Annotated in this window: 14 protein-coding genes; 8 read left to right on the top strand and 6 right to left on the bottom strand. The window is 69.8% G+C overall.

The annotated features are described in order from the left end of the window. Nucleotides 1-12: 12 nt before the first annotated feature. Genes ACHFIV_RS26340 through ACHFIV_RS26330 form a run of 3 tightly spaced genes read left to right on the top strand, consistent with a single transcriptional unit; the run spans nt 13 to nt 4,498 of the window. Nucleotides 13-1,590, top strand: a complete 1,578-nt coding sequence (locus ACHFIV_RS26340) for a glycosyltransferase family 4 protein (protein WP_398973836.1) — start codon at nt 13-15, stop codon at nt 1,588-1,590. After that, nucleotides 1,587-3,218 (top strand): glycosyltransferase family 2 protein, encoded by a 1,632-nt coding sequence (locus ACHFIV_RS26335; protein WP_398973833.1) that lies wholly within the window; start codon nt 1,587-1,589, stop codon nt 3,216-3,218. The genes ACHFIV_RS26340 and ACHFIV_RS26335 overlap by 4 nt, the downstream gene beginning before the upstream one ends. Beyond that, nucleotides 3,215-4,498 (top strand): nucleotide sugar dehydrogenase, encoded by a 1,284-nt coding sequence (locus tag ACHFIV_RS26330; protein WP_398973830.1) that lies wholly within the window; start codon nt 3,215-3,217, stop codon nt 4,496-4,498. Before ACHFIV_RS26335 ends, ACHFIV_RS26330 begins: the two co-directional genes overlap by 4 nt. A 72-nt stretch (nt 4,499-4,570) precedes the next feature. Here the strand turns inward: ACHFIV_RS26330 and ACHFIV_RS26325 are convergent, their stop codons facing one another. The 6 genes from ACHFIV_RS26325 to ACHFIV_RS26300 all read right to left on the bottom strand — a co-directional run bounded on the left by ACHFIV_RS26325 (nt 4,571) and on the right by ACHFIV_RS26300 (nt 10,388). Beyond that, entirely contained in the window at nt 4,571-5,740 is a 1,170-nt protein-coding gene (locus tag ACHFIV_RS26325; RefSeq protein WP_398973827.1) for an acyltransferase family protein, read from the bottom strand. 112 nt (nt 5,741-5,852) lie between these two features. Continuing rightward, the gene (locus ACHFIV_RS26320) at nt 5,853-7,445 is read right to left on the bottom strand and encodes a hypothetical protein (protein WP_398973823.1); all 1,593 of its coding nucleotides are present in this window, start codon (nt 7,443-7,445) and stop codon (nt 5,853-5,855) included. 171 nt (nt 7,446-7,616) lie between these two features. Continuing rightward, a complete protein-coding gene (locus ACHFIV_RS26315) occupies nt 7,617-8,228 on the bottom strand; it encodes an acyltransferase (protein WP_398973820.1) in 612 nt (203 codons plus the stop codon). A 137-nt stretch (nt 8,229-8,365) separates the two neighbouring features. Then, the gene (locus tag ACHFIV_RS26310) at nt 8,366-9,658 is read right to left on the bottom strand and encodes a CHAP domain-containing protein (protein ID WP_398973817.1); all 1,293 of its coding nucleotides are present in this window, start codon (nt 9,656-9,658) and stop codon (nt 8,366-8,368) included. Nucleotides 9,659-9,686: 28 nt separating this feature from the next. After that, entirely contained in the window at nt 9,687-9,854 is a 168-nt protein-coding gene (locus ACHFIV_RS26305) for a hypothetical protein (protein WP_398973814.1), read from the bottom strand. Between the two features lie 240 nt (nt 9,855-10,094). After that, nucleotides 10,095-10,388 (bottom strand): hypothetical protein, encoded by a 294-nt coding sequence (locus tag ACHFIV_RS26300; protein WP_398973811.1) that lies wholly within the window; start codon nt 10,386-10,388, stop codon nt 10,095-10,097. A gap of 189 nt (nt 10,389-10,577) precedes the next feature. Between ACHFIV_RS26300 and ACHFIV_RS26295 the strand changes: the two genes are divergently transcribed. The 5 genes from ACHFIV_RS26295 to ACHFIV_RS26275 all read left to right on the top strand — a co-directional run bounded on the left by ACHFIV_RS26295 (nt 10,578) and on the right by ACHFIV_RS26275 (nt 15,831). After that, nucleotides 10,578-11,573: a helix-turn-helix transcriptional regulator gene (locus ACHFIV_RS26295; RefSeq protein ID WP_398973808.1), complete on the top strand. Its 996-nt coding sequence runs from the start codon at nt 10,578-10,580 to the stop codon at nt 11,571-11,573. 311 nt (nt 11,574-11,884) lie between these two features. Then, nucleotides 11,885-12,205: a 50S ribosomal protein L21 gene (gene rplU, locus ACHFIV_RS26290; RefSeq protein WP_015577124.1), complete on the top strand. Its 321-nt coding sequence runs from the start codon at nt 11,885-11,887 to the stop codon at nt 12,203-12,205. A gap of 14 nt (nt 12,206-12,219) precedes the next feature. Further along, nucleotides 12,220-12,477, top strand: coding sequence for a 50S ribosomal protein L27 (gene rpmA, locus ACHFIV_RS26285; protein ID WP_014045902.1), 258 nt, complete (start codon nt 12,220-12,222; stop codon nt 12,475-12,477). A 140-nt stretch (nt 12,478-12,617) separates the two neighbouring features. After that, nucleotides 12,618-14,054, top strand: coding sequence for a GTPase ObgE (gene obgE / locus ACHFIV_RS26280; protein WP_398973805.1), 1,437 nt, complete (start codon nt 12,618-12,620; stop codon nt 14,052-14,054). 277 nt (nt 14,055-14,331) lie between these two features. Beyond that, entirely contained in the window at nt 14,332-15,831 is a 1,500-nt protein-coding gene (locus tag ACHFIV_RS26275; protein ID WP_398973802.1) for an SDR family NAD(P)-dependent oxidoreductase, read from the top strand. Nucleotides 15,832-15,913 lie beyond the last annotated feature (82 nt).

Below are 15,913 nucleotides of genomic sequence, written 5' to 3'. Positions count from 1 at the left end.
GAAAGGTTGTTCATGGAGACGCAGGAAGCCGCCATCGAGCGGCCCCGCAGGGGCCGGGTCGTCATGCTCGTCGACAACAAGGTCGAAGGTGATTCGCGGGTCCAGAAGGCCGCCGAGTCCATGGCCGCGGCGGGCTGGGACGTGACGCTGCTCGGCCTGGTGCGTTCGGGCAGCGGCCGCAGCTGGAGACTCGGTGAGGCCGAGGTGCGACTGCTGCCGCTGAAGACGCCACTGGCGAAGAGGCACGCCGAACGGCACCGCTCGCTGCTGCGCCGTCCCCTGGCCTACCCGCCCGGCCCGCTCGGTGCCTACAGACGGCAGTGGGCGAAGGCCTGGCGTGCCGACGTGGCGACGCGCCGCGCCGCGCTCAAGGTGGTGCCGCAGGCGGTCGGCTCCCCGGCCTTCCGCAAGGTGGAGCGGGCACGTCTCACGGTGGCCGGGCCGGCGTCGAAGCTGATGCAGCGCTGGGTCGCGCTCCGTTCCCGCCAGGCCACCGAGGCCCAGAAGGCCGGCCGAAGGCTGCAGGGGCCGCTGGACCGGGCCTTCACCGCCACCTGGAAGGCCGCCAAGGGCAGAAGGGCCTGGCGCAGGCTCGAACCCGCCCTGTGGGACTACGAGCTGACCTACGGCAAGGAGATCGACGCACTCCAGCCCGATCTGATCCACGCCAACGACTTCCGGATGCTGGGCGTCGGGGCCCGTGCGGCGGTCCGGGCCAGGGCCGCGGGCCGCCAGGTCAAGCTGGTCTGGGACGCCCACGAGTTCCTGCCCGGCGTCCGCCCGTGGGAGGACAACGCGCACTGGATCCCGGGCAACACGGCGCACGAGAGCGAGTACGCCCCGTACGCCGACGCGGTGGTGACCGTGTCCGAAGGCCTCGGCGACCTGCTGCGTGAGCGGCATTCCCTGGCAGCGCAGCCCACCGTCGTGCTCAACGCGCCCGACCGGCCGGTCGAGCGCCCCGACGCCGGCCCCGTGCCGGACCTGCGGGAACTGTGCGGCATCGGACCGGACGTGCCGCTGGTGGTCTACAGCGGCTCGCCGGGTCCCCAGCGCGGCCTCGGCGACATGGTGGAGGCGCTGCCGCAGCTCGACGGCGTTCACATGGCGTTCGTGGTCCCGAATCCGGCTGCCGCCTACATAAAGGGCCTGCTCGCCCGCGCCGAGGAGCTGGGGGCGGGGGACCGCCTGCACGCCGTGCCGTACGTACCGCACTGGCAGGTCGTCCGGTTCCTGTCCGCGGCGAACGCCGGGTGCATCCCGATCCACCACTGGCCGAACCACGAGATCGCCCTGATCACCAAGTTCTTCGAGTACTCGCACGCACGGCTGCCCCTGGTCGTGAGCGATGTGAAGACCATGTCCGAGGTGACCCGCTCGACCGGGCAGGGCGAGGTCTGCAAGGCCGAGGACGTCTCCGATCTGGCACGTGCGATCAAGCAGGTGCTCGCGGACCCCGAGCGCTATCGCGCCGCGTACGACAAGCCCGGGCTGCTGGACACCTGGACCTGGGAAGCACAGGCCGAGGTACTCGACGGGCTCTACTCCAACCTGCTCCCTGACCGCGAGAAGGCGGAGAACAGACGATGACGACGGCTCCCGATGTCAGTGTGGTTGTCGCTGTCTACAACACGATGCCGTATCTGACGGAATGCCTGAACTCCCTTGTCGGGCAGACCATCGGTCTCGACCGGCTGGAGATCGTCGCGGTCGACGACGGTTCGACGGACGAGAGCGGTGCCGAGCTCGACCGGTTCGCCGAGCGGTACCCCGGCACGGTCAAGGTCATGCACCAGGCCAACTCCGGTGGCCCCGCCGCGCCCAGCAACCGGGCGCTGGAGGTGGCCACGGGCCGGTTCGTGTACTTCATAGGGTCCGACGACTACCTCGGCGAGGAAGCCCTCGAGCGCATGGTGGGCTACGCGGACGAGCACGACTCGGACGTGGTCGTCGGCAAGATGGTCGGGACCAACGGCCGGTACGTGCACCAGAAGCTCTACAAGAAGAACGACCCCGACGTCAGCCTCTACCGTTCCAGCCTGCCCTTCACACTGGCGAACACCAAGCTCTTCCGCCGCGAGCTGGTGGAGAAGCACGGGCTGCGTTTTCCCGAGGACCTGGCGGTCGGCAGCGACCAGCCGTTCACCATCGAGGCGTGTGTGCGGGCCCGGAAGATCTCGGTGCTCTCCGACTACACCTTCTACTACGCGGTGAAACGCGGCGACGCCAGCAACATCACCTACCGCGCCGACCACCTGTCCCGGCTGCGCTGCACGGCCGCGATCATGAAGCACGCCGCTTCGCTGGTGGAAGCGGGCCCCGACCGGGACGCGCTCTTCCAGCGGCACTTCACGTGGGAGCTCGCCAAACTCATCCAGGGAGACTTCCCGGCACTCGACGCCGCCACCCGGCGCGAGGTCTGCGCGGGGATCGCCGCCCTCGCCGACGAGTACCTCACCGACGGGCTCAGGGACTCCCTGGACGTCAAGCGGCGCGTGCGGATCTGCCTCGCGCGGGCCGGCGCCGTGGAAGAGCTGGCCCGCGCCATCACCGAGGAGGCCGAACACGGAGCGCCCCCGTTCCGACTCGAGGACGGCCGGGCGTTCGCGTTGTACCCGGGCTTCCGTGACGAGGCACTCGGCCTTCCCGACCGTGTCTACGAACTGGTCGGCGAGGCCGTGCCCGGGCGGCTGGCGCAGGGCACCGAGCTCGTCTCCGTGGCCTGGGACCAGACCGGCGACGACCTGTCACTCGTGCTCAGCGTCCGGGTGGGCGTCCTGGGTGACACCGGCTCCCTGACCGTACGCCTGGCCACGGGCGCCATGCCGAAGGGCGCGGACAAGCCCGGTGCCCGCCGGCTGCCGGCCGATCACGTACTCCCCGCGCCGGAAGGCGAGTTCAGGGTCGAAACGGCCGAGGGGGGCCGGGCGACGACGGTGCACGCCAGGATCCCCGTACACGCCGTGAAGGCGAAGCTCGGGGTCCGGGTGTACGTGGACGTGGCAGGGTCGACGTACGAGATCCCGGTGAAGACCGGCGGGATGCCGCTGCCCCTGGCCCGCCGCTGGCGGCAGGCCGTCCCGTACAGGGTGGCGGCGAACCAGAACCCCAAGGGCCGGCTCGTGATCACGACGGCGCCCCTGTGGGAGATCAAACCCGGTGCGGGCAAGCGGCTGCGCCACATGCTGTCCAGGCTGAAGAGGAAAGTAACCCGATGAACATCTGTGTAGTCGCGCTCGGCAAGATCGGCCTTCCGCTCGCCGTGCAGTTCGCGGCCAAGGGCCACAAGGTCATTGGTGCGGACGTCAACGCGAAGGTCGTCGAACTGGTCAACGCGGCCACCGAGCCGTTCCCCGGCGAGCACGACCTGGACGTCAAGCTCAAGGAGACGGTCGGCGCGGGCCTGCTCTCCGCGACGACCGACACCACGGCCGCGGTCGCCGCGTCCGACGCCGTCGTGGTCGTCGTCCCGCTCTTCGTGGACGCCGAGGGCATCCCCGACTTCGGCTGGATGGACGCGGCGACCAAGGCGATCGCCGCCGGCCTGAAGCCCGGCACCCTGGTCAGCTACGAGACCACCCTGCCGGTCGGCACCACGCGCACCCGCTGGGCGCCGATGCTCGCGGAGGGCTCCGGCCTCACCCCGGGCCGCGACTTCCACCTCGTCTTCTCCCCGGAGCGCGTACTGACCGGCCGCGTCTTCGCCGACCTGCGCCGCTACCCCAAGCTCGTCGGCGGCATCGACGAGGCGTCCTCGCAGCGCGGTGTGGAGTTCTACGAGGCCGTACTCGACTTCGACGACCGCGAGGACCTGCCGCGCCCGAACGGCGTCTGGGACCTCGGTACGGCGGAGGCCTCCGAGCTGGCCAAGCTCGCCGAGACGACGTACCGCGACGTCAACATCGGTCTGGCCAACCAGTTCGCCCGGTTCGCCGACAAGAACGACATCGACGTCAAGAAGGTCATCGAGGCCTGCAACAGCCAGCCCTACAGCCACATCCACCAGCCGGGCATCGCCGTCGGCGGCCACTGCATCCCGATCTACCCGCGGATGTACCTGTGGAACGACCCGGAGGCGACCGTCGTGCGCTCGGCCCGCGAGGCCAACGCCGCGATGCCCGAGTACTCCGTCGACCTGCTGGCCGCCGCCTACGGTGACCTGGACGGCGTCGGGGTCCTGGTGCTGGGTGCCGCCTACCGCGGCGGCGTCAAGGAGATCGCCTTCTCCGGGGTCTTCGGCGTCGTCGAGGCACTCAAGGCGCGCGGCGCGGTGCCGTTCGTCTCGGACCCGATGTACACGTCCGACGAACTGACCGCGCACGGCCTCGTACCGCACGAGGGCCAGACGGTCACCGCCGCGATCCTCCAGGCCGACCACGCCGAGTACCGCGAGCTGGCCGCCGCCGACCTGCCGGACGTCCGCGTCCTGGTCGACGGCCGTCGTACGACGGATCCGGCCAACTGGGCGGGTGTGCGCCGCGTCGTGATCGGCGGCTGACCCGGCCCCGACGGCTGAGGCCCCCACCCGACACCGGGTGGGGGCCTCAGCCGTGTGCGGCTCGCCAGGGCGTCAGACGGCCGTACGCTCCGCCCGGTCCCGGTCCGCGGACCGGCGCGCCTCCTGCTCCAGCCGGGCGCGCAGCCAGCGCTGCGACGGGCGCTCCACCAGCCTGTGCAGCAACCAGGCCGCGACCAGGATGACAGCGGTGGTCAGCAGGAGCGTGGGCCAGGCGCCGAGAGGTCCGTACAGGTTCCGGATCAGCGCCCATCCGAGTTCCTCGTGCAGCAGGTACAGGGGGTAGACCAGGGCGCCCAGGGTGACGAATCCGTTCCAGCGGATCCGGTCCAGCCTGTGCAGCGCGACGGCCAGCACGAGCAGGTAGAAGACGGTCACCAGCGCCAGGGCTATGTAGGGGTGCCGGTCCATCCCCCGGTCGTGGCGCAGACCGTCGGCGTGCTGGACCAGGTCGCTCTGCATGACGAGCCAGCTCGCGGCGAGCAGACCCCAGAGCTTGAGGTCGGGGCCGAAGCGGTAGATCAAGTACATCGCGATGCCGCCGACGAACAGCGCGGTGTTGAGCGGCTGGGCGAAGATGCCGAGCACGGGCACCTGGTTGTCCTTCTGCTGGATCAGCACGCTCGACAGCAGCCACAGCCAGCAGAACACACTGACGCGGCGGTAGTCGAGGCCCTTCCAGATCACCAGGAGGAAGACCAGGTAGAACGTGAGTTCCGCCCACAGCGTCCAGTACGCGCCCACCAGGTGCTGCGCGGACAGCGGCACCTGGAGCATGGTCAGGTTCGTGAGCGACTCACTGATGCTGGGGCCGGTGCGCGAACCGTCGGGCAGCGCACGCCACACCACGAACGCGACCGCCGCCGAGAACCAGTACGCGGGGAACAACCGGAGGAACCTGGCCCGGACGAACTGCCCCGGGGTGCGGCCCCAGGCCGACAGGCAGATCACGAAGCCGCTGATCAGGAAGAAGAGCTGGACCCCGTAGGAACCGTAGGAGGTCACCGGGAAGAGCCACGGGAACAACTCCTCCGGATGTACGCCCCAGTTGGCTTTCGTCGCCGCGTCCACCCCGGTGAAGTGGAAGGCCAGCACGGCGAGCGCGGCGACGACCCGCAGCGCGTCCAGGGCGTGCAGCCGTGGCGCGGGGGCCCGGGAGGCCTCCTGCGGGGCTGTAGCGGCGACAGCCTGGTGGCTGGGTGCCTGGACCTCGGTTCGGGACATGTCGGCCTCGTTAGGCTTACCGGGCACCTCAAAAGGGTGCCGTGCCCGGTCATCCTAAGGACCGCACGAGTGGGTCATGACCGGGGTCCACGTCCGCCCCGCCCGGATGCCGTCACTCCGCGCTCGTCCGTACGGTCCGCTGAGCGGGGATGTCCACGGACGGGGCGGTGAGCAACGCGTCGAGCCGCGGCCCGACCGTGCCCCAGTCCCAGGCGGAGACGGCCTGCTCGGAGGCCTCGTGCCCCGCCCGGAGCCAGGCGTCCTCGGACTCGTTGACCCCGAGGATCCGCTCAGCGGCCTCGGCGGGCGTGGAGACCACCCACGCGCCGGGGAACAGCGAACGGGCGCCGTGCGCCTTGTCCGCGAAGAACGGCCAGTCCCGGACGACCGGGACCGCACCGCTCGCCGCCCCCTCCAGAAGGCCCTGGTGCCAGCTCTCGCGGACGGACGTGCTGAGCACCACCCCGACTTCCGTCAGCTCGGTGGGCATGTCGTCCGTGTGGCCGCTCAGGTGCACCGCGTCGGCGGCGACGAGCGGTGCCACTTCGGCGGCGAACGCGCGGTGGTAGCGGCCGACAGCCGGGCTGACGGCCGGGTCCATGGGCCCTCCGATCAGGCGCAGCCTGTAGCGGTCGTCCTGCTCGCGGAGGATGCGGAGCACCTCCAGGGCCCAACGCGGATCCTTGGCCACCTGACCGACGCCGACGAGGCCGAGGGTGAACCGCGCGTCGGGCTTCTTCGGCAGGGGGAAACGAGCGAGGTCGACCGCGTTGTCGACGACATGGACGGCAGGGGCCCCCGGCTCCCTGAGCCGGGGCAGCGTGGCGACGGCCAGGTCCCGCAGGTGCTCGCTGACGAACACCAGATCGTCGACGCGGGAGAAGTCCACCAGATGCGGCCAGTAGCTGAACGCCTCGAAACTGTGCAGCCGCACCACGATCCGGGTGGTGCCGGGGTCCACGAGCGTGAGGAACGCGGCCGCGGCGGTGCACCAGTCGACGAAGACGACGTCGGCCCAGTCGAGGTGCGGACGCAGCGCTTCCTCCGTCTGCTCCGCGTAGGCGCTCCGTATGCCGATACCGCACGCGATCATCCGGCCGAGGCCCTTGGCGAGCGGGGCGGTAGCCGGGTCGGTCGCGGTGTTCAGGACACGGACCTCGACCTCCGGGTGCTTCCGGTAGTGGTCCAGGATGACCGGCAGGAAGTTGTCGTTCGCGCTGTGCGCGAAGAGCAGCCGCATCGGCCGGTCCGTCGGCGGAGCGGCCGAGGGGGCCACGCGCCCGCGCGGCGCACGCAGCGCCCGCAGGACGCGGCTGCGGCGCAGGGGAGCCGTGAACCGGGCGGGCTCGGTGGCGAGCGGCGAGGTGAGGGCGTCGATGTGGGCGACCCGGTGAAAGGCGAGGATCAGCGCCTTCGCGGCCGACGCGGCGGCGGCCTTACGACGCCCCGCCCTGTGGTGCTCGTCGGCGCACACCAGTTCCGCCGCGTAGGCCTGCGCCAGGTGGCGGGGCAGGTAGCCGAGCCCCAGCCTTGCCTCCGCAGCCTCTGCCAGCACGTCGGCCCTGACCCGGGGATCCTGGATGCGGTGGCCCGCCGCGCCCAGGACCCTCTCCGCCAGGGCCGGGTTCTTGACGCGTGCCATCCGGTCGGTGGCCCAGCGTGCGAGGCCGACGAGTCGTTCGTCGGAGAGGCGAAGTGTCTGCACAGCGAAGCTCCACGGTCGAGTCAGAACATGGACCGTACGGGCTTCGCCCGGGTAACGGAAGAGTTGTACTTCCTTCGCGCGGAGGGTCGCACACCTGGTCTCCGGCACCGCTGACGCAAGCCCGGAGGCATCGAGACGAAGGTGCCGGACCCGGCGCGCGTCCCCCCGCCCTCAGAGTGCGCCGGCGGCCCGCTCGGTGAGGGCGCCGTCGGCCTCGTCGAACAGAGCGCCCGTCTGCGGGCACTCCCAGACGCCCGGCTCGTCCGCCCGCTCGACGAGCTTGACGCCGCTGCGGCCCACCCAGCCGACCCGGCGGGCCGGGACGCCCACGACCAGTCCGAAGTCCGGCACGTCCTTCGTGACCACGGCGCCGGCCGCCACCATGGCCCAGCGCCCGATCCTCACGGGCGCGACGCACACGGACCGCGCGCCGAGCGAGGCACCCTCGGCGACCTTCACGCCCACGGCCTCCCAGTCACCGCCGCGCTTCTGCTTGCCCTCGGGGTCGACGGAGCGAGGGTTGTGGTCGTTGGTCAGGACGACGGCGGGACCGACGAAGACACCGTCGCCGAGCTCGGCCGGCTCGTAGACCAGGGCGTAGTTCTGCAGCTTGACGTTGTCGCCGATCCGCACGCCGGTGCCCACGTAGGCGCCGCGGCCCACCACGCAGCCCTCGCCGAGCCGCGCTCCCTCACGGATCTGGGCGAGCTCCCAGACGCTGCTGCCGTCGCCGATCTCGGCACTGTCGTCGACCTGGGCAGTGGGCTGGACTCTGTAGTTCACGTGCTGTGCCTTCCGGAGAGCGTGTTTGCCCGGCGAGCATACGATCCTCCGCCGGTCCCGCGGCAGGCGGCACCGCGACGCGGAGGGCGGCCACACCCCGGCTTCGAGGGGCGTGGCCGCCGGCTGCGCCGGTCAGGTCAGCCCTTCGGCGAGATGAAGGCGAGCGCCGGCCCGGCACCGATCGGGCTGGAGGCGGTGTCCCAGTTGAACCATCCGGTCTTCTGCACCTGGCGGCTCTCGTTGCCGCCGACCGTCTCGATCTGCTTGCCGTCGGAGGAGACGGCCACGACGATGTTGACGTGGTCGGCCTCGCCGTCGGTCAGATTTCCGTCGGTGTCGTAGAGCACCGCGTCCCCGACCTTGGGGGACCCGGAGCGGTAGGTGCCGTGCTTCAGGCCGTACTCGCGAAGGCTGATCGCCCGGGCGTCCAGCTCCGACGAACCCGTCACGTCGTTGCCGGCCCAGATGTACTTCACGAACTCCGCGCACCAGGCACGGCTGTGGTCGAAGTCGTAGTCGTTGAAGTTGTTGCCGACCTCGGCCCTGGCGTCCTTGGCGATGTCCTGCCCGAGGGTGCTGACCGACTTGCAGGTGACCTGGCCGGGGGCGGCGGAGAGGAGGGTCTGGGTCCAGCCGGAGGGGTCGACCGGGTCGTCGTTGTGGTAGGCGATGTCGTCTCCGTTGCCGTCGGAGATGTTGGCGTCCTTGTACCAGTACATGGCGCCGGTCGCGGCGATGCGGCCGTAGTAGAAGCCGCTGCCGGAGGAGACGACCTGGTCGAAGCCGGACCAGCCGGATTCCTTCAGGTCGTCGCGCTTCCAGGCCCCACCGATGATCTTGTAGGAGAAGAGTTTTCCGGCTTCGGTGGTGGCGATGAGGCGGTCCTGGCCGACGGTGGTGAGGGTCTTGAGGACGAAGCCGGTGCCGATCTCGGCGCGTTGGCCGATGTGTTCGACGCCCTTGGGCTTGGCCTGGGAGACGAGGTATTGCAGGAGCGTGCCGTCGGTGGTGGTGCCGTAGAGGTGTCCGTAGCCGTCGTAGCTGAGCTTGTCGTGGGTCCAGCCCTTGTCGATGATCTTGTCGATGGCGGAGACGGTGAGGGTTTCGTCGTTGGTCTGGACGTCGACGCGGTAGAGGGCTCCGGCGGTGGAGGTGACGAGGATGGTGTTGAAGTTGAGGGTGGCCATGGCTTTGGGCTCGAAGCCGAGGTCGGGGCCGATGCGGGTTCTGATGCGGTTGCCGGTGCCGGGCGTGATGGCGGAGTAGGTGAGGCGGCCGTCGTCGAGGATCCCGTAGATCGACGAGGTGCCTGTGCACACCTGTTCAGCGGCTTGGGCGGTGCCGGTGCTCGCGGTCAGCAGGCCGAGCGAAACGGCCCCGGCGAGCAGCAGTCCCGTGGTCCTGCGGGTGTTGTCGGTCCTGGACGTCACTTCTGTTCCCCCGTAGATCATCTGGGTGTCACTGCCAGCTCATGTCGTCCGTGCCGATGACCACGGGCGCTTCGGCGCCCGACGCGGCGGACGCGGTGGTGCCTGGCGCCGGCACGGAGAGACCGAACACAGGGACCGCGATCGCCAGGGCGAGAAGGGTGATTCGGATGGCCTTGAGGTGATGGATGACGCGCATGGCTGGCTGGCCCTTCGTGTTCGGAACGGTGACCTGAGTGACAGACAGGTCGTCGGAGCCGAACCGCAGTGGTGCGGCTCCGAGCGGTGATCCATAGCTAAGCCGCAGCTCAGAAGGGGCGGAAGAAGCTCGGGCTGGCCCAAAACGGCCTTGGATGGTTCTGTCCACACGCGGCACGTCGCGGCCCGGCCGCCACAGCCCGGCGCCGGACGGGGGCGGGCCCCGTGCCGCCATGGCGGCTCAGGGCGGCAGGAGAGGAGTGATGAGAGGCACGCCCACCTCCCGCAGCACCGCGGGAGGCAGGCGCTTCTCGGCGAGCAGGCGACGGCAGATCGCCTCGGCTTTTGCCTCCGCCTCATTCAGTGAAGCGGTCAGCAGGAAGAAGCCCAGGACGAAGCGGCCGGGTGGCAGAGCGTGGGCCGAGACGTGTTCCACCTGGTCAGCCGGAGTCAGTGAGGTGCGGATCAATTCGCCTGTGTCACGTGGTAGTTCGAACGGTCCCAGGGCGGAGAAGTCTGCGTGGACGAGAAACATGCACCTCACCATGACCGGGCGCGATGGGAGGTCTCGGCCATGACGCCTGGACGCTTCCGGCCATGGCCTCATCGGGCCCGGACACGGACCGGAAGCGGCCGACAATGCGGTGATCCATTGAAGTGCTCGTGAAGATCCTGAGATGATCCGGCGGCAGGACTGTGTCAACTGACGCCGGGGGGAACGCACGTGTTGACCGAACTCGGCCTGGATGTGACAGCCGAAGCTGTTTATCGGGCCATGCTGTCCATGCCCAGCGCGAACGTCGCCGCACTGGCCGGTGCGCTCGGTTCGTCCACCACCGCGGTGCGCGGCGCTCTGGACGAGCTGAGCGCCTTGGCGCTCGTACGGCCCTCGGCCGAAGATCCGGGGAGGCTGTGGGCCGTGTCGCCCGACATCGGGATGGAAATCCTGATGGCCCGCAGACAGGCGCAGCTGACCGCTCAGCAGGAACGACTGGACGCGTCGCGGGCGGCGGCGGTCCAGCTGATCGCGGAGTACGCCGAACTGACTCCCGAGGCGCGCCAGCCGGGTGTCGAGCAACTCGTCGGGCTCGACCGGATACGTGACCGGCTGGTGTCGCTCACGCACGGCACCAAGGAAGAGGTTCTGTCCTTCTCTCCCGACTCGGTCCTGACGGACGCCGCGATCGCCGCGTCGCGCCCTCTGAACGAGGAGTTGCTGGGCCGAGGGGTGCGCATGCGCACCGTCTACCTCGACAGTGTCCGCAACAGCCGTCCGACGATCGAGCACGCGAACCGGCTCGCGGGGATGGGAGGTGAGGTCCGTACGGCGGCCCTCCTGCCCATCCGCATGCTCATCGTGGACCGGTCCACCGCCTTGATCCCCGTCAGAAGTGACGACACCGCCGTCGGGGCGGCCGTACTGACCGGCGAAGGCATGCTGACGGCGCTCCTGGCGCTCTTCGAGTCCGTCTGGGCCGCCGCGCAGCCGCTCGCCGACACGCCGGCCTGTGGAGCGGACGGGCTGACCCCGCAGCAGGCGACGGCCATACGTCTGCTGGCAGAAGGGCACACCGACGAAGCCATCGCCAAGCGCCTGGGTGTGTCGCCGAGGACCGCGCGGAGGATGGCGAACGAACTGATGGAACGGCTGTCCGCGCGCAGCCGTTTCGAGGCCGGGGTCCGCGCGGTTCAGCGTGGCTGGCTGCCGTCGCACGTCTGACGGCCGGGCCGGGTCCGGGATCCGGAGCCGGGGGTAGGCGGGCGGCGACCTGCCGCGCGGCAGGTCCGGGGGAGTGCCGTGGAGCGGGTGGAAACCTCCCGTACGCCGGCGGACGAGGCCCGGTTTGACCCCCCGCACCCAGCCCCGTAACCTTGACCCTCGGCGTGTTTCTGTGCGCCTACCCCCTGAGCACATCCCTCCCGGTGATCCGTCCCCGGGGGAGGCCGCTCATCCTTCCGGACTGTCGCGGGCCCCGGCCCGCGCGGGCGGCTGGCATCAGGGGATCCGTTCCGAGTGAGAGAGAGATCCGCGTGTACGCCATCGTGCGCAGCGGTGGTCGCCAGCACAAGGTTGCTGTCGGCGACATCGTTGAGGTTGACAAGATTTCCACCGCCAAGGTTGGCGACACGGTCGAGCTCTCGACCCTGCTCGTTGTCGACGGTGACGCCGTGACCAGCGACCCGTGGGTGCTGGACGGCATCAAGGTCCAGGCCGAGATCGTGGACCACCACAAGGGCGCGAAGATCGACATCCTTCGCTACAAGAACAAGACGGGTTACCGCCGTCGCCAGGGTCACCGCCAGCAGTACACGGCGATCAAGGTCACCGGTATCCCCGCGGCTGCGAAGTAAGGGACTGAGGAGACATGGCACACAAGAAGGGCGCATCGTCCACTCGGAACGGGCGCGATTCCAATGCTCAGCGGCTCGGCGTGAAGCGCTTCGGCGGTCAGGCCGTCAACGCCGGTGAGATCCTGGTCCGCCAGCGCGGCACCCACTTCCACCCGGGCACGGGCGTCGGCCGTGGCGGCGACGACACGCTGTTCGCGCTGACCGCCGGCGCGGTGGAGTTCGGTACGCACCGTGGCCGCAAGGTCGTGAACATCGTTCCCGTCGCTGCCTGAGTCAGGCAACGGCTGAGCGACACAGCACCTCCCGAGGGCGGATCTCGGCTTTCCCGGTAACCGGGGAAGCGGGTCCGCCCTCGGCGCGTTACGTCAAGAGACAATTCCGTATTTTCCCGCAGTACCTGGAGGCCCCCACCATGACCACCTTCGTGGACCGCGTCGAGCTGCATGCCGCCGCGGGTAACGGAGGCCACGGCGTGGCCTCCGTGCACCGTGAGAAGTTCAAGCCGCTGGGCGGCCCCGACGGGGGCAACGGCGGACGCGGCGGCGATGTCATCCTCGTCGTCGAGCAGGCGGTCACCACGCTGCTGGACTACCACCACCACCCTCACCGCAAGGCCACGAACGGCCAGCCCGGTGCCGGTGACAACCGTTCGGGCAAGGACGGCCAGGACCTCGTGCTGCCCGTCCCCGACGGCACCGTCGTGCTCGACAAGGCGGGTAACGTCCTCGCCGACCTGGTGGGTCAGGGCACGACCTTCGTCGCCGGCCAGGGCGGCCGGGGCGGGCTCGGGAACGCCGCGCTGGCCTCTGCCCGCCGCAAGGCGCCCGGCTTCGCGCTGCTCGGTGAGCCGGGAGAGAGCCGGGACATCGTCCTGGAGCTCAAGACCGTCGCCGACGTCGCCCTCGTCGGTTATCCGAGCGCGGGCAAGTCCTCGCTGATCTCGGCGCTCTCCGCCGCCAAGCCGAAGATCGCGGACTACCCGTTCACGACTCTCGTACCCAACCTGGGTGTCGTCACCGCCGGCTCGACCGTCTACACCATCGCCGACGTGCCCGGGCTCATCCCGGGCGCCAGCGAGGGGAAGGGCCTCGGCCTGGACTTCCTGCGGCACGTCGAGCGGTGTTCCGTCCTGGTGCACGTCCTGGACACCGCGACGCTGGAGTCCGACCGTGACCCCGTCTCGGACCTCGACATGATCGAGGAGGAGCTGCGGCTGTACGGCGGCCTCGAGAACCGCCCGCGCATCGTCGCCCTGAACAAGGTCGACATCCCGGACGGCCAGGACCTCGCGGAGATGATCCGCCCGGACCTGGAGGCGCGCGGCTACCGCGTCTTCGAGGTCTCGGCCGTCGCGCACAAGGGCCTGAACGAGCTCTCGTACGCCCTCGCCGGGATCATCGCCGAGGCGCGGGCCACCCAGCCCAAGGAGGAGTCGACCCGCATCGTCATCCGGCCCAAGGCCGTCGACGACGCCGGCTTCACGGTGACCGTGGAGGAGGACGGCATCTACCGCGTGCGCGGTGAGAAGCCCGAGCGCTGGATCCGTCAGACCGACTTCAACAACGACGAGGCCGTCGGTTACCTCGCCGACCGGCTCAACCGGCTCGGTGTCGAGGACGAGCTCCGCAAGGCGGGTGCCCAGGCCGGTGACGGAGTGGCCATCGGTCCCGAGGACAACGCGGTGGTCTTCGACTGGGAGCCGACCATGGCCGCCGGGGCCGAGATGCTGGGCCGCCGCGGCGAGGACCACCGCCTGGAGGCTCCGCGTCCCGCCGCGACGCGCCGCCGCGAACGCGAGTCCGAGCGCGAGGTCGCGCAGCGCGAGTACGACGAGTTCGACCCCTTCTAGCCGCCGCGCCGGGCGCCCCCGCACGGCGGGGGTGCCCGGATTCACAGGGAACTGCCAGGTGGCGGGCGGTACGGCGACGGGCGATGTGCGGATTGCGCAACAGGTCTGTGGAGTCTGTCACTCCGGGTGCGGGGCTCCGCCTGCCCAATCTGCCTGGCCAGGCGGTGAACCGCGGGTTTCCCGCAGGCGAGCACCGGTAAACGTCCGCCTTGCGAGACGGTCACGGAGAGTGCGACCATCACACTGTTCCCCCCTGTCATCGCAAGGTAGGTCGTCTGTGTCTGTGCCGCATGAAGCCAAGCCCCGGACCACAGCGGTCGTGCTCGCCGGTGGGACCGGCCAGCGTGTGGGACTGTCGATCCCCAAGCAGCTGCTGAAGATCGCCGGTAAGGCAGTCATCGAGCACACGCTGAGCATCTTCGAGAACGCCGAGGGCATCGACGATGTCATCGTGCTGATGGCGCCCGGCTTCGTGCCCGACGTCGAGAAGATCGTCGCCAAGGCCGGGCTGACCAAGGTCACCAAGATCATCGAGGGTGGCAACACCCGGAACGAGACCACCGAGCGCGCCATCGCGGCTCTCGGCGAGGGACTGGCGGAGGGTGAGGACCGCAACGTCCTCTTCCACGACGCGGTCCGTCCGCTTCTGTCACAGCGGGTGATCAAGGACTGTGTCGACGCCCTCGACCGCTACCAGGCGGTGGACGTCGCCATCCCGTCCGCCGACACGATCATCGTGACCCGCACCCACGGCGAGGACGGCGAGTTCATCACCGACGTCCCGGACCGGTCCCGGCTGCGCCGCGGCCAGACCCCGCAGGCGTTCAAGCTCTCCACGATCCGCAAGGCGTACGAGGTCGCGGCCGGCGACCCGAACTTCCAGGCCACCGATGACTGCTCGGTCGTCCTGCGGTACCTCCCCGACGTGCCGATCTACGTGGTCGCGGGTGACGAGTACAACATGAAGGTGACCCAGCCGGTCGACGTCTTCATCACCGACAAGCTCTTCCAGCTGGCCTCCACGGCGGCACCCCGCCAGGCCGACGAGGCCGCCTACCGCGAGCTCCTCTCGGGCAGGACCCTGGTCGTCTTCGGCGGTTCGTACGGCATCGGAGCCGACATCGCCACGCTGGCCGAGCAGTACGGCGCCAGTGTGTACGCGCTGGGCCGCTCCACCACCGGCACCCACGTCGAGAACCCCGAGCACATCGACGACGCGCTGTCCAAGGCCTATGCCGAGACCGGCCGCATCGACTACGTGATCAACACCGCGGGCGTGCTGCGCATCGGCAAGCTGGCGGAGACGGACAACACGACCATCCAGGAAGCGCTGAACGTCAACTACCTGGCACCCGTGCAGATCGCCCGGGCCTCGTACAAGTACCTGGCGGAGACCCAGGGGCAGCTGCTGCTGTACACCTCCAGCAGCTACACCCGTGGCCGCGCGGAGTACAGCCTCTACTCGTCCACCAAGGCCGCGATGGTGAACCTCACGCAGGCGCTGGCCGACGAGTGGGCGGGCGAGGGGATCCGGGTGAACTGCGTGAACCCCGAGCGCACCGCGACCCCCATGCGTACCAAGGCGTTCGGCCAGGAGCCGGAGGGCTCGCTGCTCTCCTCCGAGGCCGTGGCGCGCACCTCGCTCGACGTCCTCCTGTCGGCCATGACGGGCCACGTCATCGACGTTCGGCAGCAGGACCCGACCAGGGACGTCACCGAGGCCTCCGGCTTCGAGCAGGCGCTGGCGTCGGTCCTGGACCGTCAGGAAGATGTGTAATAATTCTTGACAAATGTACTTTTACGGGCCTCTGGGTTCACCGAAAGGTGGACCCAGAGGCCCGAGTGCGTGAAGCCGCATC

This window comes from Streptomyces sp. ALB3, from assembly GCF_044385685.1.
Taxonomy (GTDB): domain Bacteria; phylum Actinomycetota; class Actinomycetes; order Streptomycetales; family Streptomycetaceae; genus Streptomyces.
Note: the sequence above shows the minus strand (reverse complement) of the source record. Positions and strands in the feature narration are given on the sequence as shown.

Excerpts from the sequence above, each read along its gene's own strand:
- ACHFIV_RS26340 (WP_398973836.1), top strand. The coding sequence starts at position 13 with ATGGAGACGCAGGAAGCCGCCATCGAGCGGCCCCGCAGGGGCCGGGTC.
- ACHFIV_RS26335 (WP_398973833.1), top strand. The coding sequence starts at position 1,587 with ATGACGACGGCTCCCGATGTCAGTGTGGTTGTCGCTGTCTACAACACG.
- ACHFIV_RS26330 (WP_398973830.1), top strand. The coding sequence starts at position 3,215 with ATGAACATCTGTGTAGTCGCGCTCGGCAAGATCGGCCTTCCGCTCGCC.
- ACHFIV_RS26325 (WP_398973827.1), bottom strand. The coding sequence starts at position 5,740 with ATGTCCCGAACCGAGGTCCAGGCACCCAGCCACCAGGCTGTCGCCGCT.
- ACHFIV_RS26305 (WP_398973814.1), bottom strand. The coding sequence starts at position 9,854 with ATGCGCGTCATCCATCACCTCAAGGCCATCCGAATCACCCTTCTCGCC.
- ACHFIV_RS26300 (WP_398973811.1), bottom strand. The coding sequence starts at position 10,388 with ATGTTTCTCGTCCACGCAGACTTCTCCGCCCTGGGACCGTTCGAACTA.
- rpmA (WP_014045902.1), top strand. The coding sequence starts at position 12,220 with ATGGCACACAAGAAGGGCGCATCGTCCACTCGGAACGGGCGCGATTCC.
- obgE (WP_398973805.1), top strand. The coding sequence starts at position 12,618 with ATGACCACCTTCGTGGACCGCGTCGAGCTGCATGCCGCCGCGGGTAAC.